This is a genomic window from Rhodococcus sp. P1Y (assembly GCF_003641205.1).
Lineage (GTDB): Bacteria > Actinomycetota > Actinomycetes > Mycobacteriales > Mycobacteriaceae > Rhodococcoides.
The window spans coordinates 1,543,601-1,568,359 of record NZ_CP032762.1; the positions used below are offsets into that span (position 1 = coordinate 1,543,601).

Here is a 24,759-nt window from a genome sequence, read left to right on the forward strand (position 1 = left end):
ATCAGACAAAAGCGACATGAACCCAGACCGGGGGCCTGTCAGCGGTAGGGAGCCAGAGATGACGAGCGATGTATTCGCCGGCGCCGAGACATCGATCCTCGGTGTCCCGCCCGTAGGCCTCGGTGCGTTGTCGGCGATCGATCTGGATGCCGCAACGTACGAAGCGCATCCGATCCACGGCACTGCCCGGGTGTGGACCGAAACCAATTGCTATGTGGACCTGTGGGTCGAGCTGTTGCACTCGCTCGGCGCCGACCCCATCCCTGCACTGGCCTTCGTGCTGAGCGCGGGGTGTGACGGTCGGCAGTGGGACTTCGTCAAGTTCGAACCCGAGGATCTGCGACGCCTCTACGGCATCGAGGTCGCGGAGATGAACATCTGGCGACCGCTGACGGACCACATCCAGGAATCTCTGACCGACGGGGCGTTGACCACCGTCGAGGTCGACGGATTCTGGCTTCCCGATACCAACGGAACCAGCTACCGAAACCAGCACACGAAGACCACCATCGTTCCCAACTCGTTCGACTCGCTCAATCGAACACTCGGGTACTTCCACAACCGGGGGTACTACCAACTCGCCGGTGACGACTTCGACGGTGTCTTCGGGCTTGCACCGGCGGCGCCGGAACAGGTGCTCGTGCCGTACGTGGAGCGAGTCAAGTTCGACCGTAGCGTCATCGCTTCGGGCTTCGGCGACGCCGACCTCGACATCGCGCGCGGTCACCTGGCTCGGCGATCGGCAGGAAATCCCGTCGAGCGTCTGGCGGACCGCGTGATCGCAGATGTGCCGTGGGTCCAGAGCCACGGACCCGACGCGTTCCACCTCTGGTCCTTCGGACTCCTTCGTCAATGCGGTGCTACCGCTGAATTGGCCGCCGACCTCTGCGGCTACCTCGAAGGACGCGGAGTCGAGGGCGCAGTCGAGGCCGTTCCCCACTTCCTTCAGGTCGCGAGCGGGGCGAAGGCAGTGCAGTTCCGCATGGCTCGCGCTGCTCGGGGACGATCGGTCTCGCTCGACGAGCCGCTCGCGTCCATGTCCGAACACTGGGATCAAGCAATGCAGAGGATAATCTCAGCCCTGTGACCTTTGACGTGCTGACGGACGCGATCTGGACATGCCTCGCGACCGAGCCGAAAACCGTCGTCGACCCGAAAAATCTGCCGTCGGATGCGGAGTGGCTCCGCGCACGCGTTCCGGGTACCGCGGCGGGTGCACTGGCCGATTCCGGAGTCACCGATTGGGCCACCCACGACGTCGACGCGCTCGACTGGTGGTTCGTCACCACCGTTGCTCTAACGCCCGACGGTTCGGGGACGGGCACGCCCTTGCGGCTCGAACTCGACGGTCTGGCGACCCTGGCGACCGTCTGGGTGGACGGTCTGGAAGTGGCCCGTAGTCGGTCGATGTTCGCCCCCGTGATCGCCGAGATACATGCAGCAGGTGCACAGGTGAGCATTGCGATTCGATTCGAATCGCTGGCCGGTCGGCTGGCAAAGAGGATGCCGCGCGGGCGTTGGCGTTCGTCCATGATTGCGCAACAGGGCCTGCGGCACATCAGGACTACTCTTCTCGGACGCGCACCTGTCTACGGCACGCTTCCTCAGGTCGTGGGTCCCTGGCGTCCGATCAGGCTGCTCGTGGATCCGAAGCTGACCGACGTGGTGTGCCGCACTGCCGTGGTGGGAACGAGCGGAGTCGCGACGGTGACTGCGCGCAGCTCTGGACCGGGTCAGTCGGTCGTCGTCGAGCTGGGGAGTATTCGTCGCGAATTCATCTCGAACGGAACTGCTTTCGAGGCCACGATCGAGGTTGCCGACGCGCCCCGGTGGTGGCCGCATACGCACGGCGAACCCGTTCTCCATCCGCTGAGGGTGTTCACCGACGGTGACCTCGTGCACGAGAGCGACGTCGGATTCAGGTCGATCGAGGTCGATCGCACCGCAGGGGGATTCGATCTGTCGATCAACGGCGTCGACGTGTTCTGCCGAGGAGTGTGTTGGACACCCCTCGATCCGGTCCGGCTCACCTCGGACTCCGACGCCCTGTACGCGTCGTTGCAGCGGATTCGGGACGCCGGAATGAACATGGTTCGGGTGGTCGGCACGCTCGTCTACGAACAGACCGAATTTTGGTCTCACTGTGCACAATTGGGGATCCTCGTCTGGCAAGACGTCATGCTCGCCACGACCGACCCGCCCGAGGATGCAGAGTTCACCGCCGACCTCGATGCCGAATTGGGGGCGCTGTTCGGTTCCCTGTCGGGCAATCCGGCACTCACCGTCGTCAGCGGCGGGAGCGAGACGTTGCAGCAGCCGACAATGCTCGGGCTCCCTGCGGCGCAGCAGTCGATCACTGCGCTGGAACGGACTGTGCCAGAAGCGCTGAGACGGTTCCTGCCGGGCACGCCGTATGTTCTGTCCAGTCCGTCGAGCGAGAACGGTGACGTCCACACTCACTCGAGCACGGGAGTTGCGCATTATTTCGGCGTCGGCGGATATCTCCGTCCGCTGTCCGATGTACGGTCCGCCCGCGTCCGTTTCGCGGCCGAATGCCTGGCCTTTTCGATCCCTCCCGAACGGCGAGCTGTGGAGCGATTCTTCGGTTCGGCCAATCCGGCCGGGCACGCGCCCGAGTGGAAAGCCGCCGTCCCGCGTGACCGCGGCGCGTCCTGGGACTTCGAGGACGTCCGTGATCACTACGTGCGTCAACTCTTCGGCGTCGATCCTCATATCGTCAGAAGATCCGACCCCGAGCGTTATCTCGATCTCGGTCGTGCCGCTGTCAGTGAATTGATCGGCGCATGTCTTGTCCATTGGCGCCGGACCGCGTCGAGTTGTGCAGGCGCGCTGGTACTGATGGCTCGTGACTTCGAGCCCGGTGCGGGTTGGGGCCTGCTGGACGTAGACGGTATGCCCAAAGCCCCGTGGTTCGCTGCTGCCCGTGCGAGCGCACCCGTGGCGATCGTGATCGAGGACGACGGTCTCGACGGTCTGACCCTCGAGGTCGTCAACGATTCACCCGTGGCGATCGACGGCGAGCTGCGGGTAGTCGTGCACACGGAGACAGGTCCCAGCTCGGCTGCGTCCAGTTCTGCCGTGTCGATCGACCCGCACAGCAGCCTCGTTCGGTCTCTGGACTCGCTGATGGGTGGGTTTCAGGACTTCAATCACGCGCACGGGTTCGGTGTGCGAACCTACGACGCGGTGGTCGCGGAGCTCGTCGACTCGGACGGACGTCGCTGTGCAAGTACCACGTTCGTCATCGGCGGCGCTGCTCGTCCACAGCAGTTCGACATCGGGCTGCGCGCAGAGGTAGTCGAAAGAGCCTCGGGTGGTTGGGAGATCGAGATATCGACGGCGGCAACGGCGCAGTACGTATGCGTCGAATTCGACGACGGCGAGCCGTCGGATTCGTGGTTCCATCTGGCGGCCGGGCAGATTCGGCATATCGCGGCCAAGAATCGCACAACCGACCGGGTGCCCTCGGGACGGATCAGAGCGCTGAATTCGGCCAAGGGTGCTCGTATCGAACCACCGCGTTCGTAAGCACCCGATCTCGAGCGGACGCTTACGAACACTTCACGTGTCAGAGTGAGCGAATCTTGCTCGGCCACTGCCGTGGGTCGAGGCCGTGAGTCCGCAGCATGCTCAACGCAATTCGTTCCATACCGAAGCCGACACATGCACTGTGAGCAGGCTGTCCGTCGGGTGTCGTGATCTCGAAGGTGTGGCCGAAGTGGTCACGGTGGCAGTTGCACGATACGACGGCAGTGCCCTCGTCGAGGTCCCCGTACAGGTTGACGACGAGCTCGGTCTTGAGGTTCTCGTTCCGCTGGTTGGCAGCAAGGATGCGGCCCGCGCGACCGAAGAACGGATCGTTCGCGATGACTGCGCGCGCTTCGAGTCCGAGGTCCTCGAGCACCTGGAGACCACGATCGACCCAACGCTCACGATGTGCGATGGCGTCGGCCGGCGTTCCGACGCGCACGAACTCGTGCATCCGGAAGGCCTGCATCCGTGCGGGATCCACCGCAGGCTCGTGGCGGAAGCAGTATCCGTAGATGTCGAACAGCACGCCGTCCTCGGGCAGGACACCGGTCAGCATCGAGTAGGCAGGGTGGCACGCGGCCGAGACCAACATGGTGCCTGCTGAATGCAGGAAGTGATCCCAGTCCTTGCCCTCCGACCGTTCGGCGAGGAGAGCTGCGTGCGTCTTGTTGTCGCCGTCGAAGGTGTTGATGGCGCCCGTGAGGTTGGGGAACGACGCGATGTAATCCGTACGTTCGAAAGAATCTCGCGGAAAGACCGGCGGGAACCTGAAACGGGGTGCTTCGTACCCGTGTTCGCCTGCGCCTGCGGCTTTCACGACCGAATCGATCGTGTCGATGACGTCCTCGAACAGGCCGGTGCGTCCGTACAGGCCCTCCACCGAAGTCGGTACCAGCAAACCTGCCTCGATCAACTGGCTTCGAAACAGGCTGCGTTCACGGTCGAGATCGGTCATTTCGCCGATGCTGCTGATATTGGTCGTCATCACTTGCCCTTGAAAATGAGTGCGAGTTGAGAATTGTGGCCGAGAATGCGCTCGTTGCTGACCATGATTGCCGATCCGTGGGCGTCGCGAAGATGCCGTCCGATGCTCAGATCGCTGTCCTCGCGGTATCCGGAGATGCCGCAGATCTGGAGAGCCTGCCCAACGATCTGGATCACCAGACTGGACGCCGTCACCTTCGTCGCGTTGATCTTGAGAGCGAAGCCCAGCGCGCTGAGCTGCTGCGGATCGTCCGCGATCTCCTCGAACTTGGATGCCGACATGAACACGGTGTCGGCCATCTGCTCGTGCAACACCATCAGTTCGGCGAGCCGTAGTGCGCTCGGCGGCGGCGTCCCGGGAGTGCGGCGGGCGGCTTTCTGCACGAACCGACGTGCCTTGGACACCGCAGCGTCGGCGATCCCGAGCCAGGCGGATGCCCACAGGACGTGGGCAACGGGAAGCATGGTCTGCGCTGAGATATCGCCGTAGTTGTCGCCGAGGATGTTGGAGGACGGCGCGGAGGCGTCGAGCATGAATCCTGGGCTGCAGGTACCCCGGAAACCCATGGTGTCCCAGTTTCCGGTTTTCTCGAGCTGCACGTCCGGCTTGACGCACGCGACGAGCACCTGGTCGCTGGGCGGGCTGTCGACCGAACGGCGAGCGGTGGCCAGGATGATTTCGGCGTACTCGCCGTACGAGATGACCGGCGCGTTCTTCGACAGCCGGATCCGGTCACCGTCGTACTCGACGGCGCAACTGCTCGAACGGACGTCGCCGCCGATGTTGATCTCGGTGGTCGCCGACGCGACCAACGGCTGTTCCTCCGCGATGTGGTGCAGCAGCTTCTGCATCGCATCGGACTTGCCGTGACGAACCAGGCTGAGTATCTGCGACTGGTGCATCACGAAGATCATTGCTGTGGAGGCGCACTCGGCACCGAGCGCTCGGGCTGTGTGTGCGAGCTCGGTCAGAGTTGCGCCGTCGCCGCCGAGTTCGACGGGGATGGCGGCTGCCAGCAGGTTGGCGGCGCGGAGCGCCGCAACGGACTCCGACGGGAAACGGGCATCTCGATCCACGCTGTGCGCGTGCTCCCGAAGGATTGCGAGAACGTCGGGAAGCGAGATCGTTTCGGTGCGGTGGTCCTGGGTGGTCGTCATGAATCAGGCGCTCAGACGCGCAAGCGCATCGGAGATCGCACTGATGCTGCCGAAAGTCGACTTCTGCAGCATCGAGTCGGGGAATTCGATGTCGAACTCGTCCTCGAGCGCGATCATCACGTTCACACTGGCGTGCGACGTCAGCCCGTTGTCGTACAGGTCTGCGAGCTCGTCGATCTCCGAAACTGGGATCGGGAGCTTGCCGAACTGCTCCAGTACCCCTCGAATACGTACCGACTCTGCTGTCAGGTTGTTCGTCTGCATTTCGAATCCTCCACGATCATGTCTCACCGAGACCTGATGATCTCGCGAATTGCGACTGACGAACCGAATCGAGCCAACGAATCGGTTCGTGAAGTCTCCCCAGACCTACACAAACAATATCCTAGACTGTTATGGTCCGTTACAGCCGACCGAAGTACGAAAAAGTTGTCGGTTTCGCCCGATTTGGGATATTCCGTTGGGTAATTGCCTAGGTTCTAGCGCGTGCACTGTGAATCACGGTTGGTGACGTGAACGGGTAGCCTGACGTTCATGCGATCGACGGATGGTGCGAGTTCGCGGCACGGCCATGCGATTCGCCGGTGCGAGGTGGCTTCGTGACCGCTCTTCTCGGGGTGTCCATGGGCGCCCACGCGGTGCGTATGGCGCTGCCTCGCAATGCCGCGGCCCTCGGATCCGTTCTGACGCCCTCGCGCGTGCTCGAGGCACCGCAACAACTTTTCTTTCGCAATCAGGTGATAGACACCGTCGACGAGGATGTCGAGTATCTCGCCGCCGAATCGATCAGCGCGCTCGCTGCGGAATCGGAACCGTCGATGGCTACCGGTGTCGCGTATCGGGATGCCCACCAGGCAGACACCCTGCATCGGGCCCTGGAAAATCAGCATCTGCAGAACTACCACCTCGTGCACGAGGTCGAGGCTGTCATCGAATACCTAGCCGAGAGCGGCGAGGCAGCGGGGTATGCGACTGTCGCACTCTTCGACCTCGGTAGCTCGGGAGTGAACGTCAGCGTGGTGGATCTCGGTGCTCGACGCGTCATCGCGACCCGCCGAAGCACCGAGTTCAGTGGGGATCGGCTCGACGCGATCCTCAGAGACAACCAACTCGATCGTCTCGGCAAGCCCGCGGATTCACCCGACATCGACTTGTTCACCCGTCGCTGCCGCGTCGCCAAGGAGCGCCTCTCGAGCAACGATGCCGTCTGCCTGCCCGACGAGAGCGGCATGATTCTTCTCTCGCGTGACAGCTATGAGACGTTGATCACCGACGAGGTCGATCGCTCGATCGAATTCGCGCGCGACGTCCTCATCGATGCTCACGTTCCGATCGACGCTGTGGTCCTGATCGGCGGCGGCGCCCGCATCCCTCTGGTTCGCAAGAGAGTCGGCCCATCGCTGGCGCTTCCGGCTCTCACTCCGACCGAGCCCGAGTCCGTCGCCGCACGCGGCGCGGCCCTGTCGGCACGCTCGTCGGAAACGAACGCTCCTGCCCAGCCGCCGACTGCCGCCCGGCCGTCACCCGCAGCCCGACCGTCGCCCGCAGCCGCTCGGTCAGTGCCCGCAGCCGCTCGACCAGTGCCCGCAGCCGCTCGGCCGACGCCCGCAGCCGCGACCCGTGTGCGTCCCGCGTCACCTCGCCCGACCGACGCGACGCCCACCATCTCGATCTCGCGGGACACGCTGCCCACCGCGCTTCCGCCGCTCGTGGGCGCGACTGCAGCAACCACCGCGTTCGCGCCGCCCACATCGGCGCCCGTGGCGAAGTCTGCTTCAGCGTTCGCACCCGCAACGGCTCCCGCGCCCATCCCCATGCCATCCCCTGAGCCCAGCGGTAAGGACAACGTGCAGGCACCCAGCATCGAGGCGCCGGAGTCGCAGGCACCGGCGTCCAGCCACTACGCGCTGAAGAACGTCTACTGGTTGGATGCCGACTACGACGACTCCGACGGCGAGGACGATTCGGAACGCAAGCGACGCAAGATTCGTTCGTGGTCCGTGGTCGGAGTAGCCGCAGCAGCGGTCATAGCCGTGTCGGGCTTTCTCCTGACCAGGCCGACCAGCACGCCGACCGTCGTCGACACCGCGGTGACGCAGGCCCCGGCGCCCAGCGCGCCTGCCACCACTGCGCCGCCGTCGACCATTCCCAGCATTCCCGTCGTACCGGTGCCGCCGCCCGCGCCGGTCGCGACCACCGAGGTTCCGATCGAGCCCGAGCCTGAGCCGACCGTCGTCGAACAGACTCGGGAGCCAGTGGTGACGACCACGCAGGAAGCGCCACCACCGGCGCCTTCCGAGGTCGCGCCGGCGCCTTTGCCCGAACCGCCGCCACTGATACCTGGCCTCCCTGGATTTACGCTGCCGTCGATTCCGCCGCTGTTCCCACCGGCGCCCTGATAGGCCGCGGTCCTAGTAGGCCGTCCCGTTCCGTGGCCTGACGTGCTCGAAGATCAAAATGGTTTCGGTCGCAGCGACGGCTGGATGCGCACTCAAGTTGTCGACGACGAAGTTTCGTAGCGCCGCGGTGTCGACGGTTGCGATCTGAATGAGAAAATCGTCGGCCCCGGCGATGAAGTAGATGTTGAGTACTTCCTCCAGGGCGGCGATCTGCTTGCCGAATTCGCTGATTCGCTTCCGGGCATCCGCTTGCAGGCGCACGGAGATCATCGCCTGGATACCCTGCCCGAGCGCCTCGGGGTCGATCTCGGCATGGAACCCGCGAATGACGCCGCGTTCGACGAGTGAACGAACCCGACCGAGAGCCGTCGACGGGGCAATGCCCGCAGCCGCCGCGAGTGCGTTGTTCGGAATGCGAGCGTCGCGCCGCAGTTCGTCGATCAAAATGAGATCGATTCGGTCGAGCGGTGCGCGTCGAACATCATTCGGCGGACGGGGCCCGCGCGGGCGGCTCGCTGAATCTTCAGCTGACATACGTGCCACCTTACAGAATTATATTCACATCCGTTGCGTCGAAACTGTCGATAATTCACAGTTGCCTCAACCGCTAGAACCACTTTCCGACGTAGGAGGCCGCCATGAAAATCGGAATTCCCCGCGAGATCAAGAACCACGAGTACCGGGTGGCCATCACCCCGTCAGGCGTGCACGAACTGGTCTCGCGAGGACATGAAGTAGTCATCGAAACCGAAGCCGGCCTTGGCTCGTCGTTCTCCGATCGCGATTTCAAAGCGGCAGGCGCGCAGATCCTCGCCACCGCCGACGAAGTCTGGGAGGCGGCCGAGCTCCTGCTCAAGGTGAAGGAGCCCATCGCCGAGGAGTACTCCCGGCTGCGTAAGGATCAGGTGCTGTTCACCTACCTGCACCTCGCCGCGTCGAAGGCGTGCACCGACGCGCTGCTGGCGTCGGGCACCACGTCGATCGCGTACGAGACTGTCACAGCACCCGACGGATCTCTGCCGCTCCTCGCCCCGATGAGCGAGGTTGCAGGACGACTGGCTCCGCAGGTCGGCGCGTACCACATGATGGCAAGCGGTGGAGGCCGCGGAGTTCTCATGGGCGGAGTGCCGGGCGTGCGGCCCGCCAACGTCGTGGTGATCGGGGCAGGAGTCTCGGGGCGCAACGCAGTCGCGATCGCCCACGGAATGCATGCCGATGTGACGGTTCTCGACCTGAACGTCAAGGCGCTGAGGGCGATCGACGATCAGTACAGGGGCGGCGTGAAGACGGTTGTGTCCAACGCTCTCGAGTTGGAGCAGGCCGTGCTTGGTGCCGACATGGTGATCGGGGCGGTGCTCGTGCCGGGTGCGAAAGCTCCGAAGCTGATCTCCAACAGTCTCGTTCAGCGAATGAAGCCCGGATCGGTCCTCGTCGACATCGCTATCGATCAGGGCGGGTGCTTCGAGGACTCGGTGCCCACCACGCACGACGACCCGACGTATCGCATCCACGAATCGGTCTTCTATTGCGTTGCGAACATGCCAGGCGCCGTGCCGCGTACGTCGACGTACGCACTCACCAACGCCACGTTGCCGTACGTGCTCGCTCTGGCCGACTCGGGGTGGGAAGCTGCGTGCGAGGCTGATCCAGGTCTGCGAAACGGGCTGAGCACGAGTGCAGGGGCACTTCTGTCGGAGTCCGTCGCCGCAGCGTTCGCCTGACTCGAGTGGCACGAACAAGTGCCCCCAGGAGGCCCTAACCGTGCCACTGGCGGAGCCGCGTCACCGCGAGTGGCGACCGGACTTCCTCGGTGCTCGTTGGGGCGTCGGTGCTGGGTGGGCCTTCTGGGCGGGCTGGGCCGTCGAGGTAGCGGTGGGCGTCGAGTTCGGGCCGCCCACCCCACCCGGGCGCGCGAGCATGGCCGCGATCGCGGTGGTCAACGGCACCGACAGTGCCAGCGCGATGCCGCCGACAGATGAACGCACGATCTCGATCGCCACTGCGTCACCCGTCAAGACGTCCTGGATGGATCTGCCTGCGACGCTGAACAGCAGCAACAGCGGTAGCGCACCGCCGGCGTAGGCCAGTACGAGCGTGTACACGGTGCTGGCGATGTGGTCTCGGCCGACTCTCATTGCCGAGGAGAAGATCTGGCGCCTGGTGGCCGTGGCGTCGGCCGACGCGATCTCGAACGCCGCAGACGCCTGCGTGATGGTGACGTCGTTGAGGACACCGAGCGATCCGATGATGAACCCGGCGAGCAGCAATCCGGTGATGCTGACCTGCTGGATGTATGCCTGGACGTCGGTGTTCTGCTCCTCGGACAGGCCAGTCAGGTGGGTCATCCGAATTGCTATGTAGGACAACGCCGCTGCAACTGCCATCGAGGTCAAGGTTCCGAGAAGTGCCGAACTGGTTCGAAGATTGACCCCGTGCGCGAGATAGAGCACTCCGTACAGAATGATCGACCCGGCGACGAGGGCGACCGGTATGGCCGGGGCACCGTCGAGCAACGCCGGCAGCATGAATCCGACCAGAACCGCGAAGGCGATGATCAGTCCCACCAGCGCGCGGAACCCTCGCCAGCGCGCGACGATGCAGATCACCAACGCGAAGACTCCGACGATCACGGCGAGGGGTAAACCGCGGGCGAAGTCGTTGAACGAATACTGAGTGGTGCCGTTCGGATCGGTCTGTCGAACCAGCCGAACACTTTCACCGGTCCTGATGTCGGGTTGTCCTGGACCAGGCACGATCTCGATGAGCGTTCTCGTTCCGGCATTCGGTCCGGACTCGATGGTCACGATGCTGCGCTGACACTCGTACCCGGCGCCGATGGGAGGCGTCGGATTGCCGGTGAACACGCGACCTGCCGATCCGCTGCCGCACGCGCCGATGTCCTGGGAGATCACCGTCCCCGCTTCGGTGTTGACGGCGCCGCCGCCCGATGTCTGGAACGGCAGCGGAATCTCGACGCTCTGCTTGCTCGGCCAGAGTGCGACAGCACCGGCGATCACGGCGATTCCGATGACGGCGAGAAGCCCGATGACGATCCGTGCGGCTACGGGGCCGAGCGGAGCAGGGGTGTTGCTGTGTCCATGTCCGTGACCGTGTGACTCCACCGTGCAAGGTTAATGGTTGGTGGAGCCAGAAGCTTGGAGGAGCTCGGTGGCGGGGAGCAGGGGGGGCGTCCCCCGCCACCTTCCTGATCGCCCGGGGTGGGGTACGACCAGTGCTCGGGCACGCGAACGTGCCGACCGCCAATCTACCTAAGCCCGGGCGAAATTGTGGCGTCGTGGCTGTGTTTTTTGTGTCACTTTTCAATCACTTTCCCTACTTTCCCGTCAGTTAACGGGGCTGCCAGGGAGCTTGGACCCCTTTTGACAACCCAGCACCCCGGCTCTGAGGCGAGCAGGGGTGCTGGGTTGGCAATACGTGTGTCAGGTTGCCGGCGAGATTACTGCTTGTACGACGCGAGGAAGTTGCCGAATCGCTCGAGGGCGACCGCGAGATCACGTGCCCACGGGAGCGTGACGATTCGAAGATGGTCGTGGCCTGGCCAGTTGAAGCCCGTACCTTGAACGACCAGGATCTTCTCCTGCAGCAGAAGGTCTTGGACGAGCTTCTCGTCGTCGTAGATCTCGTGCACCTCGGGGTCGAGGCGCGGGAATGCGTACAGAGCGCCGCGCGGCTTGACGCAGGACACACCGTCGATCGAGTTCAGCTTCTCCCACGCGGTGTCGCGTTGTTCGAGCAATCGTCCACCGGGCAGGATCAGGTCTTCGATGCTTTGATGGCCGCCCAACGCCACCTGGATCGCGTGCTGCGCAGGCACGTTGGGACAAAGCCTGGTCGACGCGAGGAGATCGATTCCTTCGAGGAATCCGGCCGCGTGCTCCTTCGGACCGGTGATGGCAAGCCATCCGGCTCGGTAGCCCGCGACCCGGTACGCCTTCGACAGCCCGTTGTAGGTCAGGCACAACAGGTCGGGTGCGAGGCTGGCCAGCGAGATGTGTTGTGCATCGTCGTACAGGATTCGGTCGTAGATCTCGTCGGCCAACAGAAGCAGCTGATACTTGCGGGCCAGGTCGACGATGCCCTGTAGGACTTCCCTCGAGTAGACCGCACCGGTCGGGTTGTTGGGGTTGATGACCAACAGCGCGACGGTCTTCGGCGTGATCTTCGATTCGATGTCCGCGAGATCAGGGTTCCACCCGTCCTCCTCGTCGCACATGTAGTGCACTGCTTTGCCGCCGGAGAGCGTCGTCATCGCGGTCCACAGCGGGTAATCCGGCGCGGGGATCAGCACCTCGTCACCGTCGTCGAGCAGCGCCTGCATCGTCATCGTGATGAGCTCGGACACTCCGTTGCCCAGATAGATGCTGTCGACGTCGAGATCGGGAAAGTCCGGCTCGAGCTCGTATCGCGTGACGATGGCCCGTCGAGCCGAGAGGATTCCCTTCGACTCGGAGTACCCCTGTGCATGGGGGAGTGCGGCGATCATGTCGCGCACGATGACGTCGGGAGCTTCGAAACCGAACGGCGCAGGGTTGCCGATGTTGAGCTTGAGAATCCGATGGCCCTCGGCCTCCAGCCGCGCGGCGTGGGCGTGTACCGGCCCGCGGATTTCGTACAGCACGTTCTGCAGCTTGGTCGATTGCTGGAGCGTGCGGTGGCGCGTCTGGTGGTGAATCTGCGGATGGCTCACCCGCCTATCGTGCCAGGTGCGTACCCGGCGCCGCGAGGCATATTCGTCGTCGGTGCTTTCTTGTCGGTAGTCGGTGCGACAATCGAGACCATGTGCGGACGGTATGCAAGTACCCAGAGCGACAGTGATCTACGTGCGGTGTTCGACATCGCCGAGACCGTGGGCGAGGAGATCCCGCCTGCCTACAACGTGGCGCCTACTCAGACGGTGCGCACGGTTGTCGAGCGGGCACCGAAGGACGAACCCGACGCCGACGCTGTGCGTCAACTGCGGTCCGTCCGGTGGGGCCTGATTCCGTCGTGGGCCAAAGACGTCAAGATCGGCAGTCGGATGATCAACGCGCGTTCGGAGACCATCACCGAGAAGCCGTCGTTCAAGAAGGCCGCGTCGCGCAGGCGGTGCATCATCCCGGCCGACGGATACTACGAGTGGGAGAAGCGCGACGGAGCGAAGGTTCCGTACTTCCTTCACTCGGAAGGGGTCCTCGCAATGGCGGGCCTGTACGAGTTGTGGCGTGATCCCACCAAGGCCGAGGACGACGAGGACCGATGGGTGTGGTCGGTGACGGTGTTGACCGCGCCCGCAGCGGACGCGCTCGGTCACATCCACGACCGGTCCCCGGTGATCGTTCCGGAGAGCCTGCGCTCGGACTGGCTGAGCCCGGCGATCACCGAGATCGCGTCGGTGCAGGACATGTTGGCAGCGATCCCCGAGCCACACTTGGTTCCGTACGAAGTCAGCACGGCCGTCAACAGCGTCAAGAACAACGGGCCCGAACTGTTGTCCCCGGTCGGTTAACGAAGGCGCCGCACGCAGACCGCACGCATCTGATCCCGCGTCTGCTCATCCAACGAAGCCCCGGCCTGCCCGTCGAGGACGGTGCGTAGTCGTTCGAAGTAGGAGCGGGCGGACAACCCGAACGCGATGTAGATGTCTTCCTCGCTTCCGCCGCCGTAGCGGAACCATGATCGCCCGAACTCGATCATGGACTGGTCGAGGCTCTGTCGTACGGTTTCTCTCATCGTGTACCCCCTGCGGTCGAACGCTTCCCTCCATCATCGCCTTCGTTTTCTACTGCGCGGTGAACGTTGCGTTACGGCCCGACAGGTCGAACGGACGTGACCCCCTACGCTGAATGCATGACTCGTGCTGCGTTGCCTTTCGGATCCTGGCCGTCACCGATCTCCGCTGCGGACCTGTCCGCGAGCGGTCATCCGGTCGAAGGCGGCCGATTCGTAGGGGACGAGATCTGGTGGGCGGAATTGCGGCCGACCGAGAACGGACGAACCACGGTCTGTCGCGAGAGAAACGGCGTAGTCGAGGTTCTGCTGGCCGAGCCGTTCAATGCGCGCAGTCGCGTTCACGAATACGGCGGAGGCGCGTGGGATGTGACGGCCGACGGGCGGATCGTGTTCGCCGAGTTTTCCGATCAGCGCGTCTACATCGCGCAACCGGGCGCGACGCCGGTCCCGTTGACATCTGCGCCCGAGGCCGCGTCCTCTGTTCGATACGGCGAACTGTCCGTCGTGGGAGGTGATGTCCTCGCGGTCAGGGAAACCCACGACGATGGCGCAGTCACTCGCGACATCGTGTCGATCGCACTCGATGGATCCGGCGTGCGTTCGTTGGTGTCGGGATCGAACTTTCTGGCGTACCCGCGGCTGTCGCCGGATGGTTCGAAGATCGCCTGGATCGCTTGGGACCACCCTCGAATGCCCTGGGACGGAACCGAACTGCGCGTCGCGAACCTCGACACAGGCGACTGGACGAAAGTCATCGGCGGAGACGAGGAATCTGTTCTGCAACCGGAATGGATCGACGATGAGTCGCTGTACGTCGTCAGCGACCGCAGCGGGTGGTGGAACATCTATTCGGTGGGTCTCGGCGGCGAGATCGCGGCGGTGCACGCTGCCGATGCCGACTTCGGAGCGCCGCTCTGGCAGCTGGGCGCGCGCTGGTATTCGCTTCTCGACGACGGAAAGCTGTTGACCGTGCGTACATTTGGGACCGACACCCTTGCGGTGCTGGATCCCGAAACTGGCACGCTCGACGACATCGATCTGGACGGACTTACATCGATCTCGCTCGGCGGACGCGTCGGGACCTCGGTTCTGCTCAAAGCGGGTAGTGCGCAGAGTCCGAGTGGGCTTCGGTTGCTGAATCTCGATACGGGCGCGGTGGAACTGGTCCGTTCCGGCCTCGAGACCGTTCCCGACGAGGACTACCTGCCCATGGGCGAGCCCGTGACGTTCCAGGGGCCGGAGCGGGAGGTTCACGCGATCGTTTATGCGCCTCGCAATCCCGAATACCAAGGACTGGACGGCGAATTGCCGCCGTACGTAGCATTCGTGCACGGCGGTCCCACCGCGCATGTGGCCCCCGCGCTCAACCCGGTGTTCGCCTATTTCACCAGCCGGGGCATCGGCGTCGTCGATGTGAACTACGGCGGATCGAGCGGCTACGGGCGTGAGTACCGCAACCGTCTACGCGACCAGTGGGGAGTGGTCGACGTCGAGGACACCGTCGCAGCCGTGAACGGGCTTGCCGACGCAGGATTGGCCGATCCGAATCGTCTCGCGATCGAAGGAGGTTCCGCAGGTGGGTGGACGGTGCTGGCTGCGCTGACATCGTCCGATGTATTCGCTTGTGGAGCATCGTATTACGGAGTTGCCGAACTGGAGCTGTTCGTCGCCGAGACACACGACTTCGAATCCAGGTACATCGACGGACTGATCGGGCCGCTCCCCGAGGCAATCGATCTGTACCGAACGCGGGCGCCGGTCAACAACGTCGACGGGTTGTCGTGCCCGGTGTTGCTGCTGCAAGGCCTGGCCGATCCGATCGTGCCGCCCTCGCAGGCCGAGAGATTTCGCGATGCTTTGGTGGAGAAGGGAATTCCGCACGCGTACCTTGCGTACGAGGGGGAATCGCACGGGTTCCGTAAGCTCGAGACGCAGGTCAACGCTCGTGAGTCCGAACTGTCCTTCTACGGCCAGGTACTCGGATTCACGCCGCCCGGCATCCCGACGCTCGAACTCTGGCGTCCCTAGGTTTCGGAGTGAGCTGACACCCTTTTTGCCAACCTGACACGCATTCTATGACCAGAGAGGGTGTGTCAGGTCGGCAAAAGTGGTGTCAGCTCAGTCGAACTTCAGCGTCGGAGGCGGAAATTTCGCGGCACGGTCCGCTGCTGCTCGGATCAGACGGGCGACATGCTCGGGTCTGTTGAGGTCGGCCCACGTCAACCGTATGACCTGTGCACCGCCCGACCGCATTCGGTCCTCGCGCACCTTCTCTTTCCACGCCACATCCGACGGGGTTTCGCCTTCGGGAACCAGACGGCCGTACTTGACCTTCCCATCGAATTCGATCACCGTGAAGATACCGTCCAGGTAGAAGTCGACGCGCGCGACTATGCCGTCGTCGTCGGCGATGCGTACCTGTAGTCGCGGTGTGTATCCCAAGCTGTGCAGCAGGATTCGGCAACGTGATTCTCCGACGCTCTCGGACTTGGCGTCCATGAATTCGGCGACCCGACGGGCCTTGCGGTTGTGCGGATGAGTCGGACACGCATCCAGGACGGCAATCACGTGTTCTGGTGTCACTCCTCCGATGCGAGCCGCGAGATCTGCTATACAGACGGCAGTGTCGAACGTGATCGATCGCCCGACGTCCGCCACGGTCCGAGCGAGCGCTGTGACTGGTATGCCATCGACGGTGGTCACTTCCGAGTCCGCATAGGGCGTGCCGTGTACTACCCGGAGTGTGCTGGTTCGTGCGCCGCCGGTTCTGTTGCGGGTGATGTGAACTCGTCGTAGCTCAGCAGTCGGCACATCCAGTCCGTGGAATACCGCCGCGGTGGCGTGGCTGAGCACCGCATCCTTCGCTGTCGACGCATCCAGAACTGCTTCCGCGACGATCCGATGCTTGTCCGTAGCGGACAATGCCTCGAATTCGCTTCTCCTGACGTACCTTCCGGGACGAAGTCGTCGCCAGGTGTTGGTCCGGCAGAAGCGCTGCAGTTCGACGTCGGTCACACCTCGTGCGAGTGCGTCCGATCTGGACACGATTCGGGTCATGGGTGAATAGTCGCGGCACACTCCACGCCGAACAAGACCCGATCCCGGAATTGTGGATAAAGCCTGTAGCTGTGGATAACTGGGCCTCGTGGCGCGAGTGTGCGGAGTTTGGTGGGCATACCTGTGCTAAGGGCGGAGAACCGAGGATTCGGCGGGGAGCTAGCACCCCTATTGACAAGTTCGCACCCCTGCTCGGATCAGAGCAGGGGTGCGAACTTGGTAAAAAGGGTGTCAGGTTACTTCTTGCGACCTGGAACCTTTGCGCCCGGACGGAATCCGAGTCCACCCGGTTTGGCCGGAGGCGGAGTTCGGGTGTCAGCGTTCGACGAGGAACTCTCCGCGTCGGACGCCGAAGCCTCGGCAGTGGTGTCCTCGGCTGCTGTCTCCTCGGCTACCGGGGTTTCGGTCGCCTTCTCCTCTGTCGCAGGCTGTTCGGACGGTGAAGACTCCGAGGCCGGCGCAGCCTTGCCCGGTGTGCGGGCGCCCGGCTTCTTGAACCCGGACTTGACTGCCAGACCCTTGGGTTTGACGGTTGGCGTGGATTCTTCGACGCCAGCGGGCTGAGGTTCCCCGCTCGACTCCTCGGGTGCTGCTGTTTCGGCTACCGGTGCTTCCGAGGCATTGGCGTCTGCTGGTGCCGTGGTCTCGGACGGTTCTGCAGGCTTGCCCGGAGTTTTCGCCCCGGGCTTCTTGAACCCGGACTTCACAGCGAGACCCTTGGGCTTGACCGTGGGCTTCGACTCCGCGGCGGGTGCCGACTCGGCAGCGGGTGCCGACGACGTCTCCGCTGCAGGCGATTCTTCAACTGAAGGGGAGTCGCCTGCGGGTTCGGCAGGAGCCTGAGAGGCCGGCTTGCCCGGAGTCTTCGCGCCGGGCTTCTTGAACCCGGACTTGACTGCCAGACCCTTTGGCTTGACCGTCGGCGTCGACTCCGCAGATGCGGTCGTCTCAGCAGAAGCCGTTGCCTCAGCTGGTGCAGTTGCTTCGGCAGCCTCGTCAGGAGCGGCCTTCGGTGCAGCGGCCTTTCCTGGCGCCTTGCCCTTGAGGGCCAGACCCTTGCCGCCGGGCGCCTTTGCGCCACCGGCGAGCCCGAGGCCCTTCGGCTTGGCAGGTGCATCCGCGGACGCCTCGGTGGTGTCGGCCTTGGCGCCACCAGGCGCCTTGGCTCCCGGCGCCTTCGCGAGGCCCTTCATCTTCAAGCCACCGGCCTTGGGTGCAGGCGCAGCGGGTGCAGACTTCGCTTCTGCCGGCTCCTCGACGGGCTGGATGCGCTCGGCTTCCTCGACCTCTGCCGCTTCCTCGGTGACGAGCTCCTCTTCCGGAGTCCGCTCACGAGGAATCACCTTGATGTTCTCGGCCAGAACCGAGGACTCGACGCGGGTGATCGAGTCGAGCATGAGCTGCGCGACGTCGACGACCTCGACGCCCTCGTGTGCGCCGCCTTCCTGCCGTGCGGTGACTCCGTCGGTGAGCATGACGCGGCAGAACGGGCAACCCGTGGCGATCTTCTTCGGGTTCATGCTGAGCGCTTCGTCGACGCGGTCGATGTTGATGCGCTTGCCGATGTTCTCTTCCATCCACATGCGAGCGCCACCGGCACCACAGCACATGGACCGCTCGCCGTGACGAGGCATTTCCTTCAAATTGGAGCCGGATGCTGCCATGAGCTCGCGGGGGGCGTCGTAGACCTTGTTGTGACGTCCCAGGTAGCACGGGTCGTGGTAGGTGATGTCCTGGCTGACCGAGGCCACCGGGATCAGCTTCTTCTGCCGCACCAGACGGTTGAGCAGCTGGGTGTGGTGAACCACCTCGTACTCGCCGCCGACCTGCGGGTATTCGTTGCCGAGCGCGTTGAAGCAGTGCGCACAGGTCACGACGATCTTGCGCTTCTTCTGTTCGACACCCTCGAAGACACTGTTGAGGGTCTCGATGTTCTGCAGTGCGAGCTGCTGGAACAGGAACTCGTTGCCTGCGCGGCGAGCTGAGTCGCCGGTGCAGGTCTCGTCGGCACCGAGCACCATGAACTTGACGCCCGCGGTGGCCAGAAGCTCTGCGACGGCCTTGGTGGTCTTCTTGGCACGGTCTTCGTAGGCGCCGGCGCAGCCGACCCAGAAGAGGTACTCGTAGTCCTGGAAGGAGTCGGCGTCCTGGCCGAAGACCGGGATGTCGAAGTCCATCTCGTTGATCCAGTTGAGGCGGTCCTTGGAGTTCTGACCCCAGGGGTTGCCCTTGTTTTCGAGGTTCTTGAACAGGCCCGCGAGCTCGGACGGGAACTCCGACTCGATCAGGACCTGGTAGCGGCGCATGTCGATGATGTGGTCGACGTGCTCGATATCGACGGGGCACTGCTCGACGCATGCGCCACACGTGGTGCAGCTCCACAGAACCTCGGGGTCGATGATGCCGCCCTCGATGGCGTCGGCGACGAGCTTGCGATCGGCCTCGTCGCGAGCGGCCTGCGGGATCTTGTCGAGCTTGGCCTGATCAGGCTTACCGTCGGCGTCGACGAGTCCGATTTCGTCGCCTGCCATGTCCTTCTTACCGCCGGCGAGCAGGTACGGAGCCTTCTCGTTGCCGTGGTCGCGCAGCGACATGATGAGCAGCTTCGGGGACAGCGGCTTTCCGGTGTTCCAGGCGGGGCACTGCGACTGGCAACGCCCGCACTCGGTGCACGTGGTGAAGTCGAGCCAGCCCTTCCAGGTGAAGTCCTCGATCTTGCCTGCACCGAACGCGTCGACGTCGGGGTCGGCGTCCTCCATGACGAGGACCTTGCCGCCGGACATCATGGGCTTGGCTGCGCCCAGAGCGACGCCGCCGTCGGCCTCGCGCTTGAAGTAGATGTTGGGGAAGGCGGTGAAACGGTGCCACGCGACGCCCCAGTTGATGTTGCGGCCGACGATGAGCAGCCAGATCATGCCTGTCATCAGTTTCACGAACGCGAAGACCGAGACCATTTCGGGGCTGGCGGGCAACAGCTTGGCTACCTGCATCGTGAAGAAGTCGGAGTAGACGTCGGCGTGACCGTACGTGGCGATCTTGCCGGCCTTGACGAGAATCATGCCGAGGCCTTCGAGGAGAACGATTCCCTCGATGACGTAGGCAACCTTCATCCGTGAGCCGCTGAAACGCGACTGGCGCTCGGGCTTGCGTGGATGGTTGAGCTGGCGGATGACGATGAGCGTCACGATGCCGACGACCGTTCCGATGCCCAGCAGCTCGTCCCACAGGTGCCACGCGAACGTGTTGCCGAAGAGCGGCCAGTGGAATTCGGGGTTGAACGTCTGACCGTATGCCTCGAACCACAGCAGGAATCCGCCGAGGAAGCCGACCATGACCAGCCAGTGGGCCCACCCGACCGTCCTGAACTTGGTCATGCGGGTGTGGGCGATGAACTCGATCATCATCTGCTTGAAGCGCGGGATGAACGGGCGCAGGCGGGTCTTGTCCGGCTGACCCTGGGCGATGGCCGCAACCATCTTCCAGATGCCGCGGAAGAAGTACCCCCAACAGACAAGGCTGAGGAGGAAACCGACCGTGCCCAACGTGATCGTCAGGGCGTTCATGTAAGCGGCCTTTCGTTCATAGGTAGCGAGAGAGCTACCTCGGGTCAGCCCGATCAGCCTAAGAGTAGCGACGCTACCCGCTAGTAACAAGTTCAGTGTTACTGGCCAGTAACTTAGCGACGGTTCGCGCCCGTCTGCTGGTCACTACGCGACTTGGCAACTGGTGCGGTGGGCTGGACCGGTCAGTAGGTTCCGTCGCGAGGGTCACGTTATGCGCATGCTCGGACAGCAACTGCGTGAAGGCAGACCTAAGTAGGGCTCGCGGGTCGTTCGGATGGCTGAATTCTTTTGTGCGAGAATTCGGTTGAATGACATTTTTCGGGCATTTAGCCTGTTCGCGCGCTCGGCGAGTGGCAGTTGGTAACTAATGGGACTCGCATAGGCGCCAGGACGATAACGTTCGGTCGGTGATGTGGGTTATGCTGCACCCCGCACCGACTTACTCGCGGATTCGGCTGGGGTGTATCTGCGTCTGACGGGCTACCTCTGTTCGGTACTGCCAGGCTCTCTTGCATAGAAACGGAACAATCTCCACATGAAACTCAGCAAACTGGTCGTTACGTCGGCACTTGTCGCCGCCGCAATGGGTCTTGCCAGCGGCACCGCGTACGCAGCCCCAGAAGCTCCCGCAGCGCCCGGCACCTCCGAGGAAATCGGCTTCGAGTCGAACCTCGAGGACCGCACGATCGTCACGACGATCGACGCCGGTGTCTTCAAGGTCGCCGACGACGGCAAGACCGTCGACGTGCTGGACTCCAAAGATGCTGTGGTCGTGACACTGCCGCTGTCCTTCAACCTCGGCGGGCTCAACTTCCCTTACGAGCAGAACGTCGACAACGACGGCAAGACTCTCCGTCTGGTCCCGCAGCTGGACCTGACCAAGGCATCTGCGAATTCGCGCAGCCTCGGCGCCACCCCGGTCGCATCGACCGAGGAGAACCTCATCGCGCAGGAGACGTTCGCGTCGCAGCTGGGGATTGCAACCGCAATCGGTGGCTTCACCGGCACCGTAATTGGCGCGACAGTTGGACTGATTGCTTCATGTGGCCTAACGCTGTGCGCTGGAGCTATCGCGGCTGTTCCTGCCGGAGCCGGAGTTGGCGCTATCATCGGCACAATCGTTGCCGGTGGACCGACACTGGTCGTCGCGGGTATCGACTTGCTGAACACCCTGAACTCGGCTCCCGGCACCACCAAGTTCGCGGACAGCATGAACTAGTCGTTCGAACACAAAGCGCCCGTCACCGGTTGGTGGCGGGCGCTTTGTCGTGTGTCGTTATCCGTAGCGGATGTAGGGCGACGACAGGTTGATCGCTTCGATGACGATGGTGGCGGCGTAACCGAGGAGGTCGAAGCCGACCCCGAGTAGTGCGAGCATGAGGGGGAGAACCTTCCGTTCGAGTAGACCTGACGTCCGGTGCGGTCTGTGGATTCGGTACTCGCGTACCGGATTGCGCTCGGTGATCATACGACGCGGCGGCGTCCGTCGTAGGTGGTGACGCGCGTCGTCACACGGCCTTGATTGAGCCCGCCGGACCCGAATTCGTGTCCATCCGCATGCCGTTCGAACGGATGAATGTTTCCTCACTCTTTACGAACTCTTGGTATGGTCACGGTGTGAAAACGGTTGTCCGGTCTGTTACGGCGGAAGTGTTGACAGATGCCCGCAGTGTCGAGTCCGAGTGGGCCGAGCTCGCCGAACGGATTGGCGGGAGATTCTCGGCCAGGCCGACCTATGCCCTTCGTGAGCTCGGGGACTCTCGCGGATCGACGCGCATCGTCGTTGCTCGTCGTGGAGGCAGTCTCGTGGGCGTGATTCCGCTTGCGGTTCGTCGGTTGGGTGCGTTCGATCTGGCTCGCCTGGCGGGTTCGGGCCGCGGTATCCCGCAGCAGTTTCTTTGCGAAGACGAGCATGTAGCCGAGGCGCTGTGGGAGACGGTTGCTCGCCGTGGATGGGTCTTCTATGCGAGTTCCCTGGCGGAGAGAGACCCAGGGTTCGGTGTCCTCGAGCGTGATCCCGGATTCGTCACGAACTCGACGACGGTTGAGACTGCGCCGTGTATTTCGGTTCCGCGAGGCGTCACGGCGAAGGATCTGCGGAGTCGTCGGACGCGCAAACGTCTCCGGCAGTATCGGAACTCACTTGCTGCGGCTGGCGCGCCCCTGTCCTACGAAACGATCTCCGGTATCGATCATTTCGATCGCAGGTGGTCCGATATGGCCCGCGTGGCGGAAGCCTCGACCTCGCTGCATCGTCGACTCAACTATCTTGCTGCACCGGATGGCAGCTTTGCCCATGACTTTCTTCGCGACGAGACAGCGGCAGGCCGAGCGGTCGTGGTGGGATTGGTCGTCGACGGTCGTTGGTGCGCGCACGAGATTGCGCTGCGTTCCGGTAATCGACTCGAAGCGTGGCTGGGTCATTACGATCCGGGGTTCTCGCGTTGGCAGCCGGGGCATCAACTTTCGGAGTGGTTCGTCGACAACCATGATCTTCTCGACGTCACCGAACTGGACCAGGGAATAGGCGTCAACGCCATCAAATCGGCGTGGTCGAACTCGTCTACCAACCTGAACAGAGTTGTTGCCGTGCCCTCCCGGTATCGCGCGCCAGGTCTGGTGACCGACGCCGTGATCGCGTGGGAGGGTTCCACGGCGATTCGTCGGCTGCGCCGACTGGGCGGAACCCTCCTCGCCTGACCCCGATAGCAGCTACTGAGCCGGAGGCGGAAGCGCAATTACGCTCTGCCACAACAACAGTAACTGCTCGGCGAGCTGAATCCAGATAGTCGTGAATGCGGGCATGATAGTTCCCCCTCGTCGTATTCGGTCACTCGACCGAAATGGGAACAATACCGACAATCTGCTTACGCTGGCACAAACGGGGAAGAAGTTTGTGACCGCCAACAAAGAATTCCGCCACGGCGTCGTGCGTGCCGCGGCGGAATTGTTTGTCGAGCGAGCAGGTCAGCCGACGGGCGAGGTTCGAACCGTCGTACCGGTTGCTTGTGCAACCTGGTCGATGGGGATGCCGAGGCTGGCGGTTCCGCCGAACTGAGCGAGCGCAAGATTCGCTTCCGTGCAGTCCGGCGCGCCACCGCTGTTGGACCCGCTGGTGATGCCGAGGGCGAGTGTTCCCGTGATGATGGCACCTCCGCTGTCACCTGCGAGCGTGCATGCCGTGCTGGCGAATCCACGGACTGTTCGGCTCGATCCGTCGTCCATGAACAACTGGGTTTCGACGCGATCCGCAGCCACCACACCGCACGTGAACGACGAGGACTGTCCCGACTTGCAGACAGGCGCTCCGACGACGGGCGAGGCGGTTCCGGTGATCGTCACCGTGCTGCCGTTGGCGCCGCGGACGGTCGGGCGGTCGAGACCGGACGAAACGCCCGCGTCGTCGAGCGAGATGACCGACCAGTCCAGGCCGTCGGGTGAGCCGAGGCTCGAACGATCGAACGTGCCGATCTTGGTGCTGTCGTGCACATTCGCGGGGTTGGGCAGATAGATCGGCGCGCCACCGACGCCGGTGTCGGCGTTCGGATTGCAGTGGCCGGCACTGAGATTGACCGGATTGCCCGAACCGTTGACAGCGTTGAACCCGAACGAGCAGATACTGATCTCGGTCGACGGGGTGTCCTTGATGGCGCTCTTGGTGGTGACGTAGGTGTCGCCGCCCATCGGCGCCGGGTCGACCGGCTTGGGTGGTCCGGGAGTCAGGATGACCTTCAGATTCGCCAGTAGCGTCGGGAGGTTCAGCGCACTGCCGACGGGGCTGTTGGCCAGGTCGATGACGATCTGGTTGTCGAGGATGTCGATCGACGTCCCGTTCACCTGGCTCGCGACCTCACGCGGGAGTGACGAGACCCACGAGTTCAGGTCTGCAAGCGACTTCTCGAGCCCGTCCGCGGACACCGGCGCCTGTGCTGTGTCGTACCCGTCCTTGGCCACAGCGCTAGCAGCGGCCTCCGAGGTCACGGCAACAACGGCCTTACCGTCGGGCCCGATCCACGCACCCGCGAAGTCCGACGGCCTCGACGCACGGAAATCGGATGCGTAGGTGGACAACTCCTGCGCCAGCGCGGCGCGGTCCAAATACTCCTGAGGCGAGATCTTCAGATCCCGGACTACAGCGTCGGCCAACTCTCGAGGTAAGTCGTCCGCCGAACTCTGGCGAACGGGTGATTCAGGGTCTGCCGACGCGGGGGCCGAGAAGATACCGAAGAACAAAAACGCAGTCGAACAGATCACTGCTGCGCGCAGTGCCCCCGTGTTACGCATGAAATCCCTTCATCGGGTGCTGAGCATCAGCG

The 24,759-nt window shown here is 63.5% G+C and carries 18 protein-coding genes; 8 read left to right on the forward strand and 10 right to left on the reverse strand.

What is annotated here, in order from left to right; translation table 11 throughout:
- Positions 1-58: 58 nt before the first annotated feature.
- Both D8W71_RS07325 and D8W71_RS07330 read left to right on the forward strand, forming a co-directional pair.
- Complete coding sequence (locus tag D8W71_RS07325; protein WP_121112271.1) at positions 59-1,087, forward strand: DUF1839 family protein; 1,029 nt, start codon at positions 59-61, stop codon at positions 1,085-1,087.
- Positions 1,084-3,549: a glycosyl hydrolase 2 galactose-binding domain-containing protein gene (locus tag D8W71_RS07330; protein WP_121112273.1), complete on the forward strand. Its 2,466-nt coding sequence runs from the start codon at positions 1,084-1,086 to the stop codon at positions 3,547-3,549. Before D8W71_RS07325 ends, D8W71_RS07330 begins: the two co-directional genes overlap by 4 nt.
- 40 nt (positions 3,550-3,589) lie before the next feature.
- Here D8W71_RS07330 and D8W71_RS07335 read toward each other — a convergent pair whose 3' ends face one another.
- The 3 genes from D8W71_RS07335 to D8W71_RS07345 are packed head-to-tail and all read right to left on the reverse strand — an operon-like array spanning position 3,590 to position 5,958.
- Complete coding sequence (locus D8W71_RS07335) at positions 3,590-4,537, reverse strand: amino acid--[acyl-carrier-protein] ligase (RefSeq protein WP_121112274.1); 948 nt, start codon at positions 4,535-4,537, stop codon at positions 3,590-3,592.
- Positions 4,537-5,694: an acyl-CoA dehydrogenase family protein gene (locus tag D8W71_RS07340; RefSeq protein ID WP_121112276.1), complete on the reverse strand. Its 1,158-nt coding sequence runs from the start codon at positions 5,692-5,694 to the stop codon at positions 4,537-4,539. Before D8W71_RS07340 ends, D8W71_RS07335 begins: the two co-directional genes overlap by 1 nt.
- 3 nt (positions 5,695-5,697) lie before the next feature.
- Positions 5,698-5,958 carry an acyl carrier protein gene (locus tag D8W71_RS07345; protein ID WP_121112278.1) on the reverse strand — a complete coding sequence of 87 codons (261 nt, stop codon included), beginning with the start codon at positions 5,956-5,958 and terminating at the stop codon, positions 5,698-5,700.
- A gap of 335 nt (positions 5,959-6,293) precedes the next feature.
- Here D8W71_RS07345 and D8W71_RS07350 point away from each other — a divergent pair, with 335 nt between their 5' ends.
- Entirely contained in the window at positions 6,294-8,093 is a 1,800-nt protein-coding gene (locus D8W71_RS07350) for an Hsp70 family protein (RefSeq protein WP_121118757.1), read from the forward strand.
- A 12-nt stretch (positions 8,094-8,105) separates the two neighbouring features.
- Here D8W71_RS07350 and D8W71_RS07355 read toward each other — a convergent pair whose 3' ends face one another.
- On the reverse strand, positions 8,106-8,627 hold the full coding sequence (locus D8W71_RS07355) for an Lrp/AsnC family transcriptional regulator (RefSeq protein ID WP_121118759.1): 522 nt from the start codon (positions 8,625-8,627) through the stop codon (positions 8,106-8,108).
- 104 nt (positions 8,628-8,731) lie between these two features.
- Here D8W71_RS07355 and ald point away from each other — a divergent pair, with 104 nt between their 5' ends.
- On the forward strand, positions 8,732-9,814 hold the full coding sequence (ald, locus tag D8W71_RS07360) for an alanine dehydrogenase (protein WP_121112280.1): 1,083 nt from the start codon (positions 8,732-8,734) through the stop codon (positions 9,812-9,814).
- Between the two features lie 60 nt (positions 9,815-9,874).
- On the opposite strand, the gene D8W71_RS07365 is transcribed toward ald, so the two are convergent.
- Positions 9,875-11,215 (reverse strand): YibE/F family protein, encoded by a 1,341-nt coding sequence (locus D8W71_RS07365; RefSeq protein ID WP_121112282.1) that lies wholly within the window; start codon positions 11,213-11,215, stop codon positions 9,875-9,877.
- A gap of 335 nt (positions 11,216-11,550) precedes the next feature.
- A complete protein-coding gene (locus D8W71_RS07370; protein WP_121112284.1) occupies positions 11,551-12,801 on the reverse strand; it encodes a pyridoxal phosphate-dependent aminotransferase in 1,251 nt (416 codons plus the stop codon).
- A gap of 90 nt (positions 12,802-12,891) precedes the next feature.
- Between D8W71_RS07370 and D8W71_RS07375 the strand changes: the two genes are divergently transcribed.
- The gene (locus D8W71_RS07375; RefSeq protein ID WP_121118761.1) at positions 12,892-13,599 is read left to right on the forward strand and encodes an SOS response-associated peptidase; all 708 of its coding nucleotides are present in this window, start codon (positions 12,892-12,894) and stop codon (positions 13,597-13,599) included.
- Here D8W71_RS07375 and D8W71_RS07380 read toward each other — a convergent pair.
- On the reverse strand, positions 13,596-13,823 hold the full coding sequence (locus D8W71_RS07380) for a DUF3263 domain-containing protein (protein ID WP_121112286.1): 228 nt from the start codon (positions 13,821-13,823) through the stop codon (positions 13,596-13,598). The two genes, D8W71_RS07375 and D8W71_RS07380, sit on opposite strands and share 4 nt — an antisense overlap.
- A gap of 117 nt (positions 13,824-13,940) precedes the next feature.
- Between D8W71_RS07380 and D8W71_RS07385 the strand changes: the two genes are divergently transcribed.
- Positions 13,941-15,851: a dipeptidyl-peptidase 5 gene (locus tag D8W71_RS07385; RefSeq protein ID WP_121112288.1), complete on the forward strand. Its 1,911-nt coding sequence runs from the start codon at positions 13,941-13,943 to the stop codon at positions 15,849-15,851.
- 90 nt (positions 15,852-15,941) lie between these two features.
- Here D8W71_RS07385 and D8W71_RS07390 read toward each other — a convergent pair whose 3' ends face one another.
- On the reverse strand, positions 15,942-16,880 hold the full coding sequence (locus tag D8W71_RS07390; RefSeq protein ID WP_121112290.1) for a hypothetical protein: 939 nt from the start codon (positions 16,878-16,880) through the stop codon (positions 15,942-15,944).
- 236 nt (positions 16,881-17,116) lie between these two features.
- Complete coding sequence (locus D8W71_RS07395) at positions 17,117-20,443, reverse strand: (Fe-S)-binding protein (RefSeq protein WP_121112292.1); 3,327 nt, start codon at positions 20,441-20,443, stop codon at positions 17,117-17,119.
- A gap of 535 nt (positions 20,444-20,978) precedes the next feature.
- Here D8W71_RS07395 and D8W71_RS07400 point away from each other — a divergent pair.
- Together D8W71_RS07400 and D8W71_RS07410 are read left to right on the forward strand one after the other, a co-directional pair.
- Entirely contained in the window at positions 20,979-21,662 is a 684-nt protein-coding gene (locus D8W71_RS07400; RefSeq protein WP_121112294.1) for an ammonium transporter, read from the forward strand.
- A 398-nt stretch (positions 21,663-22,060) separates the two neighbouring features.
- Entirely contained in the window at positions 22,061-23,143 is a 1,083-nt protein-coding gene (locus D8W71_RS07410; protein ID WP_161965420.1) for a GNAT family N-acetyltransferase, read from the forward strand.
- 267 nt (positions 23,144-23,410) lie between these two features.
- On the opposite strand, the gene D8W71_RS07415 is transcribed toward D8W71_RS07410, so the two are convergent.
- Complete coding sequence (locus D8W71_RS07415; RefSeq protein ID WP_201265285.1) at positions 23,411-24,727, reverse strand: S1 family peptidase; 1,317 nt, start codon at positions 24,725-24,727, stop codon at positions 23,411-23,413.
- Positions 24,728-24,759: the final 32 nt, after the last annotated feature.